This window comes from Streptomyces sp. BHT-5-2, assembly GCF_019774615.1.
In the GTDB taxonomy this organism is placed as follows: domain Bacteria; phylum Actinomycetota; class Actinomycetes; order Streptomycetales; family Streptomycetaceae; genus Streptomyces.
On record NZ_CP081496.1, the window covers coordinates 1,716,985 to 1,735,171 of the forward strand.

At 72.4% G+C, this 18,187-nt stretch carries 14 protein-coding genes and 3 pseudogenes; 11 read left to right on the plus strand and 6 right to left on the minus strand.

Annotation, left to right across the window (positions count from 1 at the left end):
• The first annotated feature begins 2 nt into the window (after positions 1-2).
• The gene (locus tag K2224_RS07535; protein ID WP_221905843.1) at positions 3-323 is read left to right on the plus strand and encodes a hypothetical protein; all 321 of its coding nucleotides are present in this window, start codon (positions 3-5) and stop codon (positions 321-323) included.
• Positions 324-478: 155 nt separating this feature from the next.
• Positions 479-856, plus strand: coding sequence for a hypothetical protein (locus K2224_RS07540; protein ID WP_260692372.1), 378 nt, complete (start codon positions 479-481; stop codon positions 854-856).
• A 188-nt stretch (positions 857-1,044) separates the two neighbouring features.
• Here K2224_RS07540 and K2224_RS40310 read toward each other — a convergent pair whose 3' ends face one another.
• Positions 1,045-1,173: a hypothetical protein gene (locus K2224_RS40310; protein ID WP_260692373.1), complete on the minus strand. Its 129-nt coding sequence runs from the start codon at positions 1,171-1,173 to the stop codon at positions 1,045-1,047.
• A gap of 148 nt (positions 1,174-1,321) precedes the next feature.
• On the opposite strand from K2224_RS40310, the pseudogene K2224_RS07545 reads away from it, so the two are divergent.
• Positions 1,322-2,031, plus strand: a pseudogene (locus K2224_RS07545) (DUF5753 domain-containing protein).
• Positions 2,024-2,247: pseudogene (locus tag K2224_RS07550) on the plus strand (DUF397 domain-containing protein). The pseudogenes K2224_RS07545 and K2224_RS07550 overlap by 8 nt, the downstream one beginning before the upstream one ends.
• Here the strand turns inward: K2224_RS07550 and rocD are convergent.
• The 3 genes from rocD to K2224_RS07565 form a co-directional block, all read right to left on the minus strand.
• Positions 2,244-3,467 carry an ornithine--oxo-acid transaminase gene (gene rocD / locus K2224_RS07555; protein ID WP_260692374.1) on the minus strand — a complete coding sequence of 408 codons (1,224 nt, stop codon included), beginning with the start codon at positions 3,465-3,467 and terminating at the stop codon, positions 2,244-2,246. The pseudogene K2224_RS07550 and the gene rocD overlap by 4 nt on opposite strands.
• Positions 3,464-4,354 carry a dimethylargininase gene (ddaH, locus tag K2224_RS07560; RefSeq protein WP_260693425.1) on the minus strand — a complete coding sequence of 297 codons (891 nt, stop codon included), beginning with the start codon at positions 4,352-4,354 and terminating at the stop codon, positions 3,464-3,466. The genes rocD and ddaH overlap by 4 nt, the downstream gene beginning before the upstream one ends.
• A gap of 167 nt (positions 4,355-4,521) precedes the next feature.
• Positions 4,522-5,091, minus strand: coding sequence for an Lrp/AsnC family transcriptional regulator (locus K2224_RS07565; protein WP_260692375.1), 570 nt, complete (start codon positions 5,089-5,091; stop codon positions 4,522-4,524).
• Positions 5,092-5,347: 256 nt separating this feature from the next.
• Between K2224_RS07565 and K2224_RS07570 the strand changes: the two genes are divergently transcribed.
• Positions 5,348-6,124 carry a GntR family transcriptional regulator gene (locus K2224_RS07570; RefSeq protein WP_221905845.1) on the plus strand — a complete coding sequence of 259 codons (777 nt, stop codon included), beginning with the start codon at positions 5,348-5,350 and terminating at the stop codon, positions 6,122-6,124.
• 62 nt (positions 6,125-6,186) lie between these two features.
• A complete protein-coding gene (locus tag K2224_RS07575; protein ID WP_260692376.1) occupies positions 6,187-7,584 on the plus strand; it encodes an MFS transporter in 1,398 nt (465 codons plus the stop codon).
• Between the two features lie 316 nt (positions 7,585-7,900).
• On the opposite strand, the gene K2224_RS07580 is transcribed toward K2224_RS07575, so the two are convergent.
• Positions 7,901-9,190 carry an amidohydrolase family protein gene (locus K2224_RS07580; protein ID WP_221909487.1) on the minus strand — a complete coding sequence of 430 codons (1,290 nt, stop codon included), beginning with the start codon at positions 9,188-9,190 and terminating at the stop codon, positions 7,901-7,903.
• Positions 9,191-9,957: 767 nt separating this feature from the next.
• Here K2224_RS07580 and K2224_RS07585 point away from each other — a divergent pair.
• From K2224_RS07585 to K2224_RS07600, 4 genes are all read left to right on the plus strand, one after another.
• Positions 9,958-10,929, plus strand: coding sequence for a RimK family alpha-L-glutamate ligase (locus tag K2224_RS07585; RefSeq protein WP_221905846.1), 972 nt, complete (start codon positions 9,958-9,960; stop codon positions 10,927-10,929).
• Positions 10,926-11,759, plus strand: coding sequence for a RimK family alpha-L-glutamate ligase (locus K2224_RS07590; protein WP_221905847.1), 834 nt, complete (start codon positions 10,926-10,928; stop codon positions 11,757-11,759). The genes K2224_RS07585 and K2224_RS07590 overlap by 4 nt, the downstream gene beginning before the upstream one ends.
• A 318-nt stretch (positions 11,760-12,077) precedes the next feature.
• A complete protein-coding gene (locus K2224_RS07595) occupies positions 12,078-14,369 on the plus strand; it encodes a terpene synthase family protein (RefSeq protein ID WP_399019979.1) in 2,292 nt (763 codons plus the stop codon).
• Between the two features lie 119 nt (positions 14,370-14,488).
• Positions 14,489-17,071 carry a SpoIIE family protein phosphatase gene (locus K2224_RS07600; RefSeq protein WP_221905849.1) on the plus strand — a complete coding sequence of 861 codons (2,583 nt, stop codon included), beginning with the start codon at positions 14,489-14,491 and terminating at the stop codon, positions 17,069-17,071.
• A 171-nt stretch (positions 17,072-17,242) separates the two neighbouring features.
• Here the strand turns inward: K2224_RS07600 and K2224_RS07605 are convergent.
• Positions 17,243-17,512 (minus strand): annotated as a pseudogene (locus K2224_RS07605) (sensor histidine kinase); the annotation flags it as partial.
• Between the two features lie 304 nt (positions 17,513-17,816).
• Between K2224_RS07605 and K2224_RS07610 the strand changes: the two are divergent.
• On the plus strand, positions 17,817-18,005 hold the full coding sequence (locus K2224_RS07610; protein ID WP_221905850.1) for a hypothetical protein: 189 nt from the start codon (positions 17,817-17,819) through the stop codon (positions 18,003-18,005).
• The last annotated feature ends 182 nt before the right edge of the window (positions 18,006-18,187 follow it).

Sequence of the window (18,187 nt, forward strand, 5' to 3'; positions counted from 1 at the left end):
AGATGAGGAGAATCAATGTGGTGCAGTTTACTGGGAAACCTCAAGCCTTCGTCGCTCACCTGGAAATCGAAGAAGAGGAAGCTGAGCGGCGATGGGGTCCTTGCGACATCACTAGTGATGATTTCGCTTCGTGGATTACCTTCGCGTTCGAATTGGCCGATGGTACGCCTGTGGCCCTATTTAGGGAGCGGGATTTTCCGCCGGCGCCTGGATTTATTATGTCGGCAATCGGGAATAGGGATCTGCGAGACGTTCTGAATGTCTTTCTTGGCGAGGCTGATCTTCCGAGTGATTGCGTGACGGGGTATAAGGGATTTGATTGATGAGGCCCCGTCACAGGGTGCTGGCTGTAATCACGTCACAGAACTGACGTGATTACTCATCACCATGCGCGAGCAGAGTGCGGCCCCGATGAGATGAGTGAGGTACGGGCGTCCTGGACAGGGTCCGTGCCGCCTGAGTATGTCGACTCAGGCGCATGGGGACTGACTACGGTCAACTGGTAGGCATGGAAGATGTGTCGTTGCCTGTGGGTGGGGAGCAGAGCTCTCGTGCTTGGGTTGCTCCTCTGGCCTCCACCGTGGTCACGGCAGTCGCCGGGTTCTTTGTGCTTGGCGTGCTGGGGTTTTCGGCGATGGCCTGTGATGCGTGCACTAGTGAGAAGGCGCGTGGGTTTGATGCCAGCATCTCGACTGCCTTGATGGTGCTGAAGGTTGGGTTCCTGGTGCCGGCCAGGACGTTGGTTGTGGCTTGGGAGTCGCGGCATGCGGGGCGCAGGGCGATGCTTGCGTTGATGGCTCCGGTGGCGGTTGTGGTGTTGTTTGTTGCCTGTATGGCGATGGTGGAGTGGCCTTGAGGTGGGAGTGGGAGAAGGATGAGCCGGCACCGCGGGCGTTGGTGGCTCCGGCTCTTGCGACGGCCTTGACGCTGCATGTGGGGTTGCGCTCGGGTGGCTTGTGTTGCTGACGCCCGCGGTGTGTGGCCCCTGCGGGGCGAGGGGCTGGAGCGATTTGCGGCGAGCCTGAAGTTCGCTGTACGCCTCGCCTATTGAGACGTAGGAAGGGCCGGGCCCTCGTCGTCGGGTGCCCTGTCGGCTGGTGCCGGCAGGCGGTCGAGGCGGCTGTCGGCGATGCGGAGGGTGTTGCCGAGGGCGGTGGTGGTGCGCTTGAGCATGAGGCGGAGGAGGAGGGGGGGCCGGCGGATGAGTTGCGCAGGGTTGTCTCGGCGTCGGTGTAGGCGACGGCGGCGTTGTGCATTTGTTGGTTCTCCATGCGGTCCGCTTTGCGGGTGAGGTAGCCGTTGCCGGAGGACGCAGCAGCAGTTGGCGGATGCGGCGATCACGACCCGATTGCACATTGCCCATATTGAGGCGGGACGGAGGGTCCCCTCCAGGGAGGACGCGTGGAGGCTGGACTGCGCCCTCAACACGGGCAACGTGCTGAGTAGCTTTCTGCCGCAGGACGATGTGATGGTTGCGGACTACTTCGAGGCGGCGCTGCCACGGAGATCCGTGAGTACGCGTTGGCCCATGTGCCGGGAGTTGTCCAGACGGAGGGGTACGCACGTGCGACGCTACGACCTGTCTATCCCCCTCGGGTGATGAGGAATGTGACAGGCTCCTGGTCACACGGCTTGACCGGGCCAAGGTGCTTGCCGATCCGGTGACGCCCGTCATGTGGGCGCTTCTCGACGAGACTGTGCTCAGCGTCCTGTCGGCGGTCCCGAGGTTATGACTGAGCAGATCGCACATCTCATCCGGCTGGTCGAGGACGAGCGTGTGCGGGTGCATGTGATCCCGATGGGGGTGGGGACGTATCGCCTCATGCAGGGGATGCTGTCGCTCATGTGGTTCGGGGACCAGCCTCCTGTTGCCTACTCCGAGGGAATGTCCATCGGCAAGGTGCATGACTCCCCGGCCGTGGTTCAGCGACTCCAAGGCGCCTACGATCTCGCATTGAGCGATGCCTTCCTCTGAAGGAGTCACTTGCCTTGATGCGGGTGAGAGCAAAGGACTGTGGACACCATGGCTGAGGACAACACCCCGGACGCGGCGACCTTGAGCGGCTGGCGCAAGTCGTCGTACAGCGGGGCAGAGGGGGCAGCTGCATCGAGGTGTTCGACGGCTACCGCCACGGCATACCCGTTCGCGACTCCAAGGCCCCGCACGGGCCGGCGATCGTTGTCCCGGCGGGGGCTTGGAGTGCGTTCGTGGGGGCTGTGAAGGACGGGGTGTTCGGGCTCCGTTAGTCCAACACGCGCGCCAATGCCGCCAGGGCCGAGGACAGTTCGGTCTCCGTGATGGTCAGGGGCGGGGCCAGGCGGATCGTCGAGCCGTGGGTGTCCTTGACCAACACGCCCTCTGCCATGAGGCGTTCGCTGATGGTGCGGCCGGTGCCGAGGGCGGGGTCGATGTCGATGCCGGCCCAGAGGCCGCGGGAGCGGAACGCGGTGACGCCCTTGCCGAGGAGGTCGGCGAGGCCGGAGTGCAGGACCTTGCCCAGGTCGGCGGCGCGGGACTGGTACTCGCCGGTGGCGAGGAGGTCGATCACCGCTGAACCGACGGCCGCGGCCAGGGGGTTGCCGCCGAAGGTGGAGCCGTGCTGGCCCGGGCCGAGTACGGACATGACCTCGCGGCGGGCGACGACGGCCGAGACGGGGATGATGCCGCCGCCGAGGGCCTTGCCGAGGAGGATGACGTCGGGGACGACCTGGTCGTGTTCGACGGCGAGTGTCGTGCCGGTGCGGCCGAGGCCGGACTGGATCTCGTCGGCGATGAGGAGGCAGTTGGCTCGGCTGGTCGCGGCGCGGACGCCGGCGAGGTAGCCGTCGTCGGGGATGAGGACGCCCGCCTCACCCTGGATGGGCTCGATGAGGACGGCGGCGGTCGTCTCGTCGAGGGCGGCTTCGAGGGCGGCCAGGTCGTTGTAGGGGACGGTGCGGAAGCCGGGGGTGTAGGGGCCGAAGCCGGCGCGGGCCTCCTCGTCGTCGGAGAAGCTGATGATGGTGGTGGTGCGGCCGTGGAAGTTGCCGCCGGCGACGACGATGGTGGCCTGGTCGGCGGGGACGCCCTTCACCTCGTAGGCCCATTTGCGGGCGAGCTTGATGCCGCTTTCGACGGCCTCGGCGCCGGTGTTCATCGGGAGGACCATGTCCAGGCCGGTGAGGTCGGCGAGCGCGGCGGCGAAGTCCCCGAGGCGGTCGTGGTGGAAGGCGCGGGAGGTGAGGGTGAGGGCGTCCAGCTGGCGGTGGGCGGCCGCGATGAGGGCCGGGTGCCGGTGGCCGAAATTGAGCGCGGAGTAGCCCGCCAGCATGTCGAGGTAGCGGCGGCCCTCGACGTCCTCGACCCAGACGCCCTCGGCGCGCGAGATGACGACGGGGAGGGGGTGGTAGTTGTGGGCCAGGACCGGGGCCTCGGCCTTGATGAGGGAGGCCGAGGAGCGGCGGGTTTCGGTGGGCGCGGTCGTCATGGGCGAAGCTCCTGGGTGCAGCACTTGATGCCGCCGCCGGCCTTGTGGAACTCGGAGAGGTCGACGGGGACGGGGACGTAGCCACGGGCGGTGAGCTGGTCGACGAGGTGGGTGGCCTGGGGCGCGATGAAGACGTGGCGGCCGTCGGAGACCGAGTTGAGGCCGAAGGCCAGGGCGTCGTCGCGGGTGGCGAGGACGGCGTCGGGGAAGAGGCGGCGGAGCACCTCGCGGCTGCCGGGGGAGAAGGCTTCGGGGTAGTAGGCGAGGGCCGCCCCGCCGGCGTCGCCGGCACCGTTGCCGCCCCTGTTGCCGCCCCCGTTACCGCCGTCGGTTTCGGCGGTGAGGCCGTCTTCGAGGACGAAGAGGGCGGTGTCCAGGTGGTAGAAGTACGGGTCGATCAGCTGGAGGCTGATCACCGGGCGGCCGAAGAACTCCTGGACCTCGGCGTGTGCGTCGCGGGTGGTGCGGAAGCCGGTGCCGGCGAGGAGGTAGCGGCCGACGGGGACGAGGTCGCCCTCGCCCTCGCAGGGCGACTCGGGCCGGTAGAGGTCGTAGCCGGCGGCCTTGAACCAGATCTCGTACTCCCGGGATTCCGGGCGGCGTTGCGGGGCGTGGAAGAGCGAGCCGAAGGCCCGGCCGCCCACGACGACGGCGGAGTTGGCGGCGAAGACCATGTCGGGGAGGCCGGGGACCGGCTGGATGGTCTCGACGGTGTGGCCGTGGTCGCGGTAGGCGCGGACCAGGTCCTCCCACTGCGTGAGGGCGAGGGCGGTGTCGACTTCGGCGTCCTCGCGCATCCAGGGGTTGATGGCGTACTCGACCGCGAAGTGCGTGGGCCGGCAGGCGAGATAGCGCCGCGGTCGGGGGGTGCGGCGGGCGTCGGTCAGGGGCGCGCCGCCGGGCTGGGTGATGAGCACAGAAAGGGCCTCCGCTTCCTGCTGTGACGGTCTGTCAGCGATCGTCACCTGGGGCATCCACGGTAGGGAGCGGCGGATTCCGGTCACAAGAAAGGAATGCTGCGAGGGTACGCAGGAATGCTGCTTGTGCGGCGCCCCTACCGCTGGTTTGCTGCGCGGCCAGGAGGCTGGGGACGGACCCGAGCGCGGGCGGCGGGGACGGCGGCCCGGTCGGTGGGGCCGGTGAGGTCGGAGGGGGCACGGGCGCCGGCCTCGGGGCTGTCGGGCAGGAGGTGCGAGAGCACCATGTAGCTGATCGTCTTCCGGATGAACGGTTCGGTCCGGATGCGTTCGAGGACCTCCTCGAAGTGCCCGACGTCCGTGGCGCGGACGTGCAGCAGGGCGTCGGCGCCGCCGGTGACGGTCATCGCGGCGGCGATCTCCGGGTGGTTGCGGACGACCTCGGCCAGTCGCCGGGGCGGGGCGGCGCCGTCGCAGTAGACCTCCACGTACGCCTCGGTGAACCAGCCGAGGGCGGCGGGGCGGACGGTGGCGGAGAAACCGGTGATGACGTCGTTGTCGCGGAGGCGGTCCACCCGGCGTTTGACGGCGGTGGGGGAGAGGCCGACGGCCGAGCCGATCTCGGCGAAGCTGGCCCGGCCGTTCTCGATCAGCGCGGTGACGATCTTGCGGTCCAGCTCGTCGAACGGTGCGGACTTGGTGCTCATGGTGCGGCCCTTTCTTCCTCTCCCCCTGGGGCGTGTCTTCTCCCTCCCCGGGGCGCGGGAGTGCAGTCACGGTAACGGGGGCCGGCCGGCGGTGGCGCAGCGGCCGGTGCGCCCGACAAACCCCCAGGTCAGCCGTTCGTGCAGGTCAATGCCGGTGGCGTAACTCCGCCGTAACGGGGCTTGCTTAGCGTCGGGGCCCGGCGTTCGCTCGTCGGGGCCGTCGGAGGCGGCGCGGCGCGGTGTGAGGAGGGCGGACATGGACGTGCACGGCGGAGCGGACCCGGCGGCCGGTCCCGGGGACGGGGCGACGCGGGCCGATCGGGCGCGGCGGGTGGCGCATGTGCTGCGCGGGCAGGTGCTGCGGGGCGCGTTCCCCGGGGGCGTGCTGCCCGACGAGCGGGCGCTGGTCGCGGAGTTCGGGACCTCGCGCAACTCCGTGCGGGAGGCGTTGGGGCTGCTGCGCGACGAGGGGCTGGTGGAGCGGCGGCGCGGGGTGGGGACGGTGATTGTCGGGCGGGCCTACGAGCATCCGCTGGGGGAGCTGTCCGGGCTGGCCGAGGTGTTGCAGCGGCACGGGACGGTCGTCAACGAGGTGCGCGCGGCGCGGACCGTGCGGGCGCCGGCGTCGGTGACGCGGCGGCTGGAACTGCCGGACGGGAGCGGGGCGGTCTATCTGGAGCGGCTGCGGCGGGTGGACGGGATGCCGCTGTCCCTGGACTGCACGTATCTGATCCCCGAGGTCGGCGAACCGCTGTTGGCGCTGGGGCGGGAGCGGCTGGAGAGCCGGGACGTCTTCGAGCTGATCGAGCGGGTGGCGGGGCGGCCGCTGGGGTCGGCGGAGGTGGCCCTGCGGGCGGTGGTCGCGGACCCGGCGACGTGCGAGGTGCTGGGGATGGCGGCCGGGGGCGCGGTGCTGGCTGTGGACCGGCTGACGCGGCTGGCGGACGGGCGGCCGGCCGACCTGGAGTTCATCCATCTGCGCGGGGACCGGCTGACGCTGCGGGCGCGGCTGGACCGGGTCCGGGAGGGGTGAGCCGGTTGCGGCCGGGGCGCGCGCCCGCGCGGGGGCTGGCGACGTGCGCGGTGTGCCTGTGCGTGACGCTGGTCGTCGGCATGGTCTCCGCGGTCAACCTGGCCATCCCGGATCTGTCGGCCGGGCCGCTGCACCCGTCCGCGCAGGCCGTGGTGTGGGTGGTGGACGGGTATGTGGTGGTCTTCGCCTGCCTGTTGGTGCCGGCCGGGGCGCTGGCCGACCGGCGGGGGCGCAAGGGGACGCTGCTGTGCGGGATGGGTGTCTTCGTGGCCGGTTCGGCGGTGTGCGCGGTGGCGCCGCACGTCGGGGTGCTGATCGCGGGTCGGATGCTCAGCGGGGCGGGGGCCGCGGCCGTGCTGCCCAACACCCTCGCGCTGCTGGTGGACGGGCTGTCGGACGGGGCGCGGCGGCGGGCGATCGCGGTGTGGGCGGCGATGACCGGGCTCGCCGCGGTGCTGGGGAACGTGGGCGGGGGCGCGGCGATCCAGTACGGGAGCTGGCGGGCGCTGTTCGTGTGCGTGGTGCCGATCGCGGTGGTCGCACTGGCGCTGGTGGCGGCGGTCGTGCCGGTGGCGGGGCGGCATCCGGGACCGGTCGCGCCACTGGCCGCGGTCCTGTTCACCGGTGGCTTCCTGGCGCTGCTCAACGGGATCGTGAGCGGGCCGCAGCAGGGCTGGCTGAGCCCGTGGGTATTCGGCTCGCTCGCGCTGGCCGGGCTGCTGCTGACCGGCTGGGCGCGGCGTGAACTGCGTTCCTCCCGGCCGCTGTTGGACCCCAGGGTGCTCGCCCGTCCCGCCGTCCGGGCCGGGGCGGTCGGGATGGCCGTGCTGTTCCTGGGCATGTTCGGGCTGTTCTACCTCAACGGGCAGTACCTCCAGTACGCGAAGGGGTACGGGCCGTTCGGCTCCGGGGTGCGGCTGTTGCCGATGGCGGCGGCGTTGCTGGCGGGGCCGCGGTGCGGGCTGGTGCTGGAGCGGCGGGGCGGGCGGCGGGGCGCGGTCGCCGCCGGGATGCTCGTCCTGGCGAGCGGGCTGGCCACGGTGTCGGCGGCCGACGCCACCACCCCGTACGCGCTCTACGCCGTCGGGGCCGGGCTGACCGCGCTGGGCTGCGGTGTCGCGACCCCGCTGCTGTCGCACGCGATGATGCACGCACTGCCGCCGGAGGCCGCCGGGGTCGGCTCCGGACTCCAGAGCCTGACACGGGAGTTGGGGAGCGCGCTGGGGATCGCGCTGACCGGAACGCTGACCGCCGCGGTCTTCACCGCCCGGCTGCCCGCGCCGCTCGCCGGGCCCGGCGGACCGACGACGGTCGCGGCGGCGGAGGCGGGGCTGAAGGGAGCGGGGCTGCGCCCCGCGGTGATTGCGGCCTTCACGGATGGGATGCATGTGGCGACGTTGACGTTGGCGGGTGGGGTGGCGGTGGTGGCGGTGTTGGTCTTTCGGTGGATGCGGACGTAGGGGGTCGCGTTTGGTGGGGGAAGAACGGGGCCGTCGTGGTGGCCCCGAGACCAGAAGCGCAGCTCAGGCGCGAGCACCCCTGACCTCCTCTTCACCCACCGGGGCGGGGATCGCCGCCGTCGGACGGGAGGGTGTGGGGCCGCAGGGGTGGGTGTTCGGACGTAAAGCGCAGCAGTCCGAACACCCACCCCGGAGGCCCCACACCCTCCCGTCCGACGGCGGCGATCCCCGCCCCACGCACACCCCTCCGCCGCAGGCGGGAAGCCAAGCACGGCGGGACAGCCGGCCACGTAGGGAGCACCGGCCCCGAAGGGGCCTACCGTGGGGCGACCCGCTGGATCCTCGCGCGCCGGACGACCTCCGGCCCCACCGTCGCCGCCCGGGCGACCAACGCCCGGGCGTCCCAGTCGGGCGGCCAGCCCTCCCACACGCGGAGGCGACCGGCGACCACCACGGCGCGGATCTGGTCGCGGTCGGCGAGCCGGACCAGCTCCCAGCTCAGGTCGTACGAGGGGGTGAGTTCAGGGACGGCGAGGTCCACGAGGAGGTAGTCGGCGGCCCGGCCGGCGGCGACGGCGCCGGTGACGCGGCCCAGGCCGAGCGCGTCCGCGCCGCCCGCGGTGGCGTGCTCCAGCCACAGGTGCCCGGCGCCGCACACCGAGTCGCCCGCGGCCAGTCCGTAGGCCAGCCGCTGGGCCGTCTCCGCGGCGTCGACCAGCCGGAAGCCGTCGCCACGGGTGCCGTCGGTGCCGGTGCCGAAGCGGACGCCGAGCGCGGCCAGCATGGTGGCGTGCGCGACCGCGTTGCCCTTCCAGGCGCTGGCCACCGGGTTGTAGCTGATCGCCGCGCCGGTGTCGGCCAGTTGCCGCATCTCCGTCGGAGTGAGGAGGGTCGCGTGCGCGCCCAGGGTGTGCGGGCCGAGGGCGCCGAGATGGTGCAGATGGTCCACCGGGCGGCGGCCGACGCTCTTCAACGAGCGTTCCACGGAGGCGAGATGCTCGTTGACGTGGATCTGGAACACCGCGCCGGCCTCCTTGCAGAGATCGGCGGTCCGCTTGATGACCGGCCCGGTGGCGTCCTCGGGGACGGCGATGGCCAGGGACGGGTGGACCAGCGGATGGCCGTGCCAGCGCGCCAGGTGGGCCGGGCCGCCGGTCCCGTCGGAGACGATCTTGCCGAGGACGCAGCGGATACCGGCCTCCTCGGTGCCCTTGGCCACCGCCGCCACGTCCACCGGCGCCCGGGTGCCGGCGTCGGCGACGGTGGTGAAGCCGCCGCGCAGCGCCTCCAACGCGGCCAGTTTCGTCGAGAGATAGGCGGTCTCCTCGTCCAGCGCGTGCTCCAGCGGCTCCCAGACGGCCTTGAAGATCTCCGACGGCTGGCCGAACGACTGCGCCTTGCCGAAGCTCTGGGTGAGGTGGTGGTGGGCGTCTATGAAGCCGGGCATGAGGAGGTGGCCGGGGAGGCGGATCGGCGCGGGGCCGGCGCGGTGCGCGGCGAGGAGCCGGGCCGCCGGGCCGACCTCGCGGAAGATGCCGTTCTCGACGAGGACGGCATGGTCGCGCACCGGGCCGTCCGGCAGCAGTACGACGTCCGGGACGAGCAACTGGCGGTCGCCGGTGAACTGCTCGGGGCCGAGCGGACGTCGGCCGTCCGCACCCGACTCGGGCCGGGCGCCGGAGCCGGACCCGGCGGGGGACGCGGGCCGGGCCGACGCGGACTGCGTGTACGCGGTGCCGGCGCCCGCCCCGCCGAGCAGCCCGCCGGCACCGGCCGCCCCGGCGACCCCGGCCACTCCGGCGAGGAAGCCACGGCGGCCGACACGGGCGCCGGCATCTGCGGACGTCCCCGCGTCCGTCGCGCCTCCCGTCCCCTCCGACCGCCCCGCCTCCGTACACCCGCCGGGGGTTGCCCCGGTCTCCTGTCCCTGCTGCTCGTTCGCCAACCCGCTCGCCTGCTTCCGTCTGCTTGCGTCTGCTTCCGTCACCGCGTACGTAGGCGCGGCCGGGCCCCGGAAACGGGCCGGCCGCGAAGGTGGCCCGACCCTAGGACCACCCATAAAGCGGAACAAGGTTTTCGACATACGGGATTTGACGAGGTCGGGGTGCGGGTGGCGCAACCCCCCGAGCGGCCCGGTGCGTCCCAGCTCACGATGTGTTCCCAGGTCCCGACTGGTGGCGTAACGTCGCCGAAACACGGCATCCAGGACGGCCGCCGGTGCCACGGCCGGCCGTTGGATCGCCGCATGCGATCCTGGTGCGTCATGTTTCCGCCGGGCGGACGGTGTGCGTACGGCGACACGGGGAGACGTCCGCCGACCGCGGCGGGCGGTTGGCGATACGAGTGGACGTGCGGCGATACAAGGGTGCATCGATGAGACTCTGCTTCCTGGTGGAGGAGCAGTACCGCCACGACGGCATGCCACGGGACGTCATCGCCCAACTCCGTGCCTGGGGACACCGGGTGGACGTCCTCTGGCCGGGCCGTTCGCTGATCCGGATGTCCGAGTTGTCCGAGGCGGTGGCCGACGGCCGGCATGACGCGTGGGTGCTCAAGACCGTTTCCGGCGGGCCGGGGCTGACCCTGCTGGAGGCGGCCGCGACCACCGGGCTGACCACGGTGAACGACGTACGGGCCATACGGGGCGTGCGGGACAAGGCGCTTGCCGCGGTGATCGCGCGGGCCGGCGGGCTGCCGGTGCCGATGACGTACGCGGCGGTGCGGGCCGGGGAGTTCGCGGAGCTGCCCCAGGCGGAGTTCCCGCTGGTGGTGAAGCCGGCCGACGGCAGTTCGGGGCGCGCGGTGCGGCTGGTGGAGCGGCCCGATCAGCTGGGATGCGGGGCGGTCGAGGCGCCGCCCGGCGGCGTGGCGGTGGGCGGTGGCACGGAGCCGGACGGTGGCGCGGAGGCCGCCGGCGGCATGCTGATCGCGCAGCCCTACGTCCCCAACTCCGGGGTCGATCTGAAGGTCTACTGCGTCGCCGGCGACCTCTACGCGACCGAGCGCCGCTCCCCGCTGCACCCCGGGCAGCCCATGACGGAACGGCAGGTTCCGCTGCCGGCCGAGGTCGCCCGGATCGCCGCCGAGGTCGGCACGGCCTTCGGGCTCGACCTGTACGGGGTCGATGTGCTGCTGGGGCCGGACGGGCCGGTGGTGGTCGACATCAACGACTTCCCGAGCTTCCGGAAGGTGCCGGACGCGGTCGCCCGGGTCTCCGCGGCGGTGCTGCGGCTGGCCCGCCACGGCAGCGACCACGCACCGGCGCCGGCCCTGTCCCTCATCGGGCGCCAGGGCGGGCCGTGGGCGGAGGCAGAGGCGGCCGGGGCGGTCGGGGGCGCGCGATGAGGGTCGGGATGATCAGCGCGGATCCCGGCCATCCGCTGCTGTCGGCGGCGGCGGGGGTGCTGCGCGGGGCCGGCCACCGGGTGACGTTCGCCGGCCCGGACGGGGTACCGTTCCCCGGCCCGGACGGCCCCGACCGGCTGGAATCCGGCCCGCTCGCCGACGTCTATCTGCTGAAGGCGCGGACGCCGGACGCGCTGGCCCTCGCCTCCCGGCTGGAGGAGCGGGGTGCGCCGGTCGTCAACTCGGCGGAAGCCACGGCCCGTTGTCAGGACCGGGTCGGGATGGCCGAGGTGGCCCGTGCGGCCGGGCTGCCGTTCGCGGAGACCCTGCGGACGGCGACGGTCGGCGCGCTGGCGTCCGCCGCGCCGGACCTCCGCTTCCCGCTCGTCCTCAAGAGCCGCCACAGCCGCCGGGACGACCTGGTGGCGCGCGTCGACACCGCCGCCGAGCTGGTGGAACTGGCGACCGCCTGGCGCGAAGAGCCCGTGATCGTCCAGGAGTTCACCGCCAACAGCGGCTGGGACCACAAGCTGTGGATCGTCGGCGGCCAGCCGTTCGCCGCCCGCCGCCGCTCCGAACTGGCGCCCGGCGGCCGCGGCCCGAACCTGCCGCTGCCGCCCGCCGCCCTCCCCGCCGCCTGGATCGAGAGCGCACTGCACGTCGGAGAGGTCTTCGGCCTGGAGGTGTACGGCGTGGACGTGCTGCACGCCGGCGCCGGAGTTCCGCTGATCGTCGACATCAACGCCTTCCCGGGCGTTCGCGGCCAGGCGGGCGCCCCGGAGGCGCTGGCGGAACTGGCCCTGCACCGGGCCGCGAGCGGCCGCGCGTAGCCCTGGAGCCCCACGCATCGCGGCCTTTCCCCGTGAACTGAACCCGAAAGAGTGCCAGTTCGGCGTGGGCGTGACCGGACGGGCCTAGTGCGGCCGCCGCCGGGGTAGTGCTGCGCCCGTCAATGGGGCGCTCCGGCGCGCCCTCCTTCCGTGCGCACCGTCCGTACGGAGGGGCATCGGTATCGGGAGAGGCCACCAACGGTGACGCAGTCACAGTCGCGGACCACGTCGTCGCGGACCACGTCGGCGCAGACCGCAGCGCAGACCGCAGCGCAGCCCTCGGCGCAGCCCACGGCGCCCAAGGGACAGCCGTTCACCCTGCCGCACTTCTACCTGCCGCATCCGGCCCGGCTGAACCCGCACCTTCAGGCCGCGCGGGCGCACTCCGGGCGCTGGGCGCGGGAGATGAACATGCTGGAAGGTTCCGGCATCTGGGACCAGCGGGATCTCGACGCCCACGACTACGCCCTGCTGTGTGCCTACACCCACCCGGAGTGCTCGGAGGAGGCGCTCAACCTCGTCACCGACTGGTACGTGTGGGTCTTCTTCTTCGACGACCACTTCCTGGAGAAGTTCAAACGCACCCTGGACCGGGAGGGCGGCAAGGCGTACCTCGACCGGCTGCCGGCGTTCATGCCGATGGATCTGCACACTCCCGTCCCGGAGCCGACCAACCAGGTCGAGGCGGGGCTGGCGGACCTGTGGGCGCGCACCGTGCCGTCGATGTCGCCGGACTGGCGCCGCCGGTTCGCCGAGAGCACCGAACACCTGCTGAACGAGTCCCTCTGGGAACTCTCCAACATGGACATCAACCGGATCCCGAACCCCGTCGAGTACGTCGAGATGCGCCGGAAGGTGGGCGGCGCCCCCTGGTCCGCGGGGCTGGTGGAGTACGCGACCGGTGCCGAGGTCCCGGCGGCGGTCGCCGGCTCCCGCCCCCTGCGCGTCCTCAAGGACACCTTCTCGGACAGCGTCCACCTGCGGAACGACCTCTTCTCGTACCAGCGGGAGACCGAGGACGAGGGGGAGTTGAGCAATGGCGTGCTGGTCCTGGAGACGTTCCTGGACTGCACCACCCAGGAGGCCGCGGACGCGGTCAACGACGTGATCACCTCCCGGTTGCAGCAGTTCGAGGACACCGTCTTCACCGAACTGCCGGTGCTCTTCGCCGACCGCGGCCTGGACCCGGCCGGCTGCGCCGCCGTCCTCGCGTACGCCAAGGGCCTGCAGGACTGGCAGTCCGGCGGCCATGAGTGGCATCTGCGCTCCAGCCGCTACATGAACGGCGGCGGGGCGGGCGAGCCGGGCGGCGCCGCGGCTCCCTGGTCGCCGCTGGTCTTCGGCGGGCTGGGCACCGAGGGGCTGGGCCGGGCGGCCGCCGGGGTGCTCGGTCCGGGCGCCTGGGCCGCCGACCTGCCGATCGCCCTCCGCACCGCCGCCGCCCAGCGGCTCCACCGCCGCACCCACACCCCCCACCGAAAGGTCGGGACCGTCCAACTCCCCGACTTCCACATGCCGTTCACCACCACGCTCAGCCCCCACCTGGAGGCGTCCCGGCGCAACGTCGTCACCTGGGCGCACCGGATGGGACTGCTCCGGCCACAGCCCGGCGTGCCGCTCTCCGGCATCTGGGACGAGGACGCGCTGAACCGTTTCGACCTCGCCCTGTACGCGGCCGGCCGGCACCCCGACGCCACCCCGGACGAGCTGGACCTCGACACCCAGTGGCTGGCCTGGGGCGCCTACGCCGACGACTACCACCCCGTGGTCTTCGGCCGGCCCCGCAACGTCGCCGGCGCCCGGGCCGCCACCAAGCGGCTCTCCGCCCTGATGCCCGTCGAGGAGCCCGACGCGGCCCCCGCGCCGGCCGACGCCCTCGAACGCGGCCTCGCCGACCTCTGGCGCCGTACCGCCGGGCCGATGACCGTCGACGCCCGGCGTGCCTTCAAGGGCGCCATCGAGACGCTGACGGCCGGCTGGCTCTGGGAGCTGGACAACACGGTGCTGCACCGCGTCCCGGACCCGGTCGACTACATCGAGATGCGCCGCGCCACCTTCGGCTCCGACGTCACCATGAGCCTGTGCCGGCTCGGCCACGATCGCCGGGTGCCGCCGGAGATCCACCGCAGCGGCCCGATGCGCTCCCTGGAGAACGCCGCCGCCGACTACGCCTGCCTGGTCAACGACGTCTTCTCGTACCAGAAGGAGATCGAGTACGAGGGCGAGGTCCACAACGCGATCCTCGTCGTGCAGAACTTCTTCGACTGCGACCACCCGTCCGCGCTGGCCGTCGTGCACGACCTGGCGACCTCCCGCATGCGCGAGTTCCAGCACGTCGCGGCTCACCAACTCCCGGTTCTGTACGACGACTTCGAGCTGACCGCCGAGGCCCGTGCCGCCGTCGACGGCTACGTCGGGGACCTGCGCAACTGGCTCGCCGGCACCCTCACCTGGCACCGCGAGTGCCGTCGCTACCGCACCGAGTACCTGCGCCACCGGCCCGGCACGCCCGGCTGGATCCCGGCCCCGAGCGGGCTGGGCACGTCGGCGGCACGGCTGGCGGGGCTGGCGGGGGCGGCCGGGGCGGCGGGGGCGGGATCGGGAGGGTAGTGGGCCGAGTCCGGCGGGGTGGGGCCGGATGTTCGGGGCCGGCGGCGACTGATCCCGAATGCCGGATTGATTCTAAAATGGGCATGATGCGGAACCGGCTGCAACGGACTGGCGATGCGATGACCTCGGAGAATGACCGGCCGGAGCGGCCGGGCGGCGGGTCGGGCGAGGGGCTGGGCCGGGCCTGTGACATCGCCTCCGCGGCCGCCGCCGAGCTGGACGGGCGCGGCGTGGTGATCGCCTGGACGCCGGCCGCCGAGCGGATGCTGGGGTACTCGGCGGCGGAGGTCCTGGGCCGCGCCGCCGTGGAGCTGCTGGCCGTACCGGGGGACGCGGCACGGGTCGCGGCGGTGGCGCGCTGGGCGGGGGACGGGTGGAGCGGGTCGGTGGCGGCCCGGCACCGGGACGGGCACGCGATCCAGCTCGCCCTTCAGGTGTCGCCGGTGATCACCGCGGCGGGCGGCGGCACGGCCGACGCCGGCCGGTGGTCGGTGGTCGCGCTGGAGGAGTGGCGGGTCCCCGGCGGCGGGGTGAACCAGCTGATGCTGGAGCCGTTTCTGGTGCATTCCCCGGTCGGCTTGGCCGTGCTGGACACCGACCTGCGCTACGTCTGGGTGAACGCCGTACTGGAGCGCCTGATCCCGCTGGAGCGGCGGCTGGGCCGCACCGTGGACGAGGTGCTGCCGCGGTTGGAGGCCGAGGCGTTCCAGGAGCGGATGGCGCGGGTGCTGGAGACCGGCACGCCGGTGATGGACTACGAGTTCCGCAGCCCCACCTACGCCGATCCCGCCCAGGAGCGGGCCTATGCGGCGTCGTTCTTCCGGCTGACCGGCCCGCACGGCGGCGGTGTGGGCATCTGGTACATGGTCATCGACGTCACCGAGCGCTGGCGGGCCCAGGAGGGGCTGGCGCTGCTGAACGACGCCAGCGCACGGATCGGCAGCACCCTCGACGTGACCCGGACCGCGCAGGAGCTGGCCGACGTGGCGGTGCCGCCGCTGGCCGACTTCGTGGCGGTCGACCTGCTGGACTCCGTACTGCGCGGTGAGGAGCCCGTCCCCGGGCCGGTCGACAGCACGCCGACGATGCGGCGGGCGGGGCAGCGGTCGGTCCACGAGGGGTGCCCGGAGGCCGCGCTGGCGGTGGGCGAGGCGGTCCGGCGGGCGCCGTGGTCGGCGATCGCACGCTGCCTTCTCTCCGGGGAGTCGGTGGTGGAGCGGCTGCTGAGCGCCGACAGCACCTGGGTGGCCGAGGACCCGCGGCGGGCCGAGGTGGTGCGGAGATTCGGGTACCGGTCGGTGATGGTGGCCCCGGTGCGGGCCCGCGGCGTCACGCTCGGCGCGGCGACCTTCGTCCGGTCCCGGCGGCTGGGGCCCTTCGAGGCGGACGACGTGCGGCTCGCCGAGGAGCTGGTCGCCCGCGCCGCGGTGTGTCTCGACAACGCGCGGCGCTTCACCCGCGAGCGCACCGCGGCCCGGATGATGCAGCGCAACCTGCTGCCGCACGCGCTGGCCGGTGGAGCGGCGCTGGACGTGGCGTCGTGGTACTACCCGGCGGACGCCCCGGGTGGGGTGGGCGGCGACTGGTTCGATGTCATCCCGCTGTCCGGGGCGCGGGTGGCACTGGTCGTCGGGGACGTCGTCGGGCACGGCATCGACGCCGCGGCCACCATGGGCCGGCTGCGCACCGCGGTCCGCACCCTGGCCAACCTGGACCTCCCGCCGGACGAACTCCTCGCCCGACTCGACGACTTGGTGATCGGGCTGATGGAGACCCGCCGGGACGGCGGCGCGGGTGGCGAGGAGGGCGCGGTCGCCCCCTCCGCCGGATTCATGGGCGCCACCTGCCTGTACGCGGTGTACGACCCGGTCAGCCGGGTCTGCACGATGGCCCGCGCCAGCCATCTGCCGCCCGCCGTGCTCGCCCCGGACGGCACCGCGGAGTTCCCGGACCTGCCGGCCGGGCCGCCGCTCGGCCTGGGCGCACTGCCCTTCGAAGCGGTCGAACTGGAGCTGGCCGAGGGCAGTCTGCTGGCGCTCTTCACCAACGGCCTGGTCGAGACCGCCGACCGGGACATCGGAGTGGGCATGGCCCGGCTGAGCCGCGCCCTGGCCGAGCCCGGCAGGACGCTCCAGGAGATCGGCGGGAACGTCGTCTCGGCGCTGCTGACCGGCCCGCCGTCCGACGACGCCGCGCTGCTGCTGGCCCGGACGCACGCCCTGGACGCCAGTCAGGTCGCCTCCTGGGACCTGGCCACCGATCCCGCCGCGGTCGCCGGCGCTCGGAATCTCGTCGGGCGGCAGCTGTCGGTCTGGGGGCTGGAGGCGCTGCGGTTCACCACCGAGCTGGTCGTCAGCGAACTGGTCACCAATGCCATCCGGCACGGCAGCGGCCCGATCACCCTGCGTCTGATCCGCCAGGACGCCGCCCTGATCTGCGAGGTCTCCGACACCGGAAGTACCGCGCCGCATCTGCGGCACGCCCGCACCACGGACGAGGGCGGCCGGGGGCTGCTGATCGTCGCTCAGCTCACCCGCCGCTGGGGCACCCGCTACACGGCCAACGGGAAGATCATCTGGGCGGAGCAGGGGCAGGGGCAGGGGCAGGGGCAGGAGGAAGGGGAGCGGGAGGGGAAGGGGCGTGAGGAGGGGCCGGGGGAGACGGACGGGCCGGTGGGGGCGGGCGCAGCCGCGGCGGGCTGAACTAGGCGGAATCGCGCAGTGTTTCACGTGAAACCGCGGACTGTTTCACGTGAAACCGTCGCCACCGAGTCAACTCGCCTGAAAAGGTGGGTGTTTCACGTGAAACACGTCGGTGCTACGCCGTCGGCGATGGTCCGGGCCTGCGGTCGAGGTAGGTCGGTGCGGTCAGCACCGCGCCAGCCCCAACGGCATGGGCAGTGCCACCAGCTGGTTCTGTGCGCCGTCGTGCAGATCCCGTTCGATGCGCCGCAGTTCGGCGCCGTGGGCGGCGACCGCCCCGGCCCGAGTGACGGTCAGTTCCGCGATGCGTCCGGCGAGCCGGCTCGTGTGCAGGGCCTCGGCCGATGGTGTCAGCAGCGCCCGCGACCACGCCGCGTCGAGATCGGCGAGCCGTCCGATCAGTGGCAGCGCCACGGCCCGGCGCCTCAGCAGGCCGCCCCGCATCCCCGAGAGGGCGCCGCCCGCGGCCTGAAAGGGCCCCGCCATCGGCGGGATCGCCACCGAAGGCCGCCCCGAGCGACCATGAGCGACTACCCCTCCACCCATCGTGACCTGCCCGTTTTGCCTGAATTTTCACACAATGCCCTTGTTGGGACGGGTGGTGAGTCGTAGGGTCAGTGGTGTCGCGGCCGGAACGTTCAGCCGGAACGGACCGAAGGGGACGCCCCGACGGGAACGTGCCGAATCGCCATACAGAGCACGGTCCGGGAAGGTCGCGGCGAAGCCCGATTCTCAGGAGGAGAAGATGACCTTCAAGGCATTCTTCCCCCGCAACCGCTCGTGCGGCGGTGGCGGTGGCCACGGTCACGGTGATGGCTGGGGCTACGGCTACGGCTACGGACGTGGTTACGGACGCGGTTACGGACGCGGCTACGGCGGATTCTTCGGATTCGGTGGACGTGGCGGCCGTGGCTACGGTGGCTTCTTCAGGTAGTTGCCACGGTGTTGTCGCGCCGTCGGGTCCTGTCATGGGCCGTGGACGGTAGCTGACGACCATGGGCAAACCACTGACGATCAAATGACATGTGATTCGGGCTCACGGGCCTGATGAGCAGCCCGAGGCGGGCTCGCGAGTGTGACGCGAGCCGGCCTCGTGGGCTGCCGACCCGCTCTTCA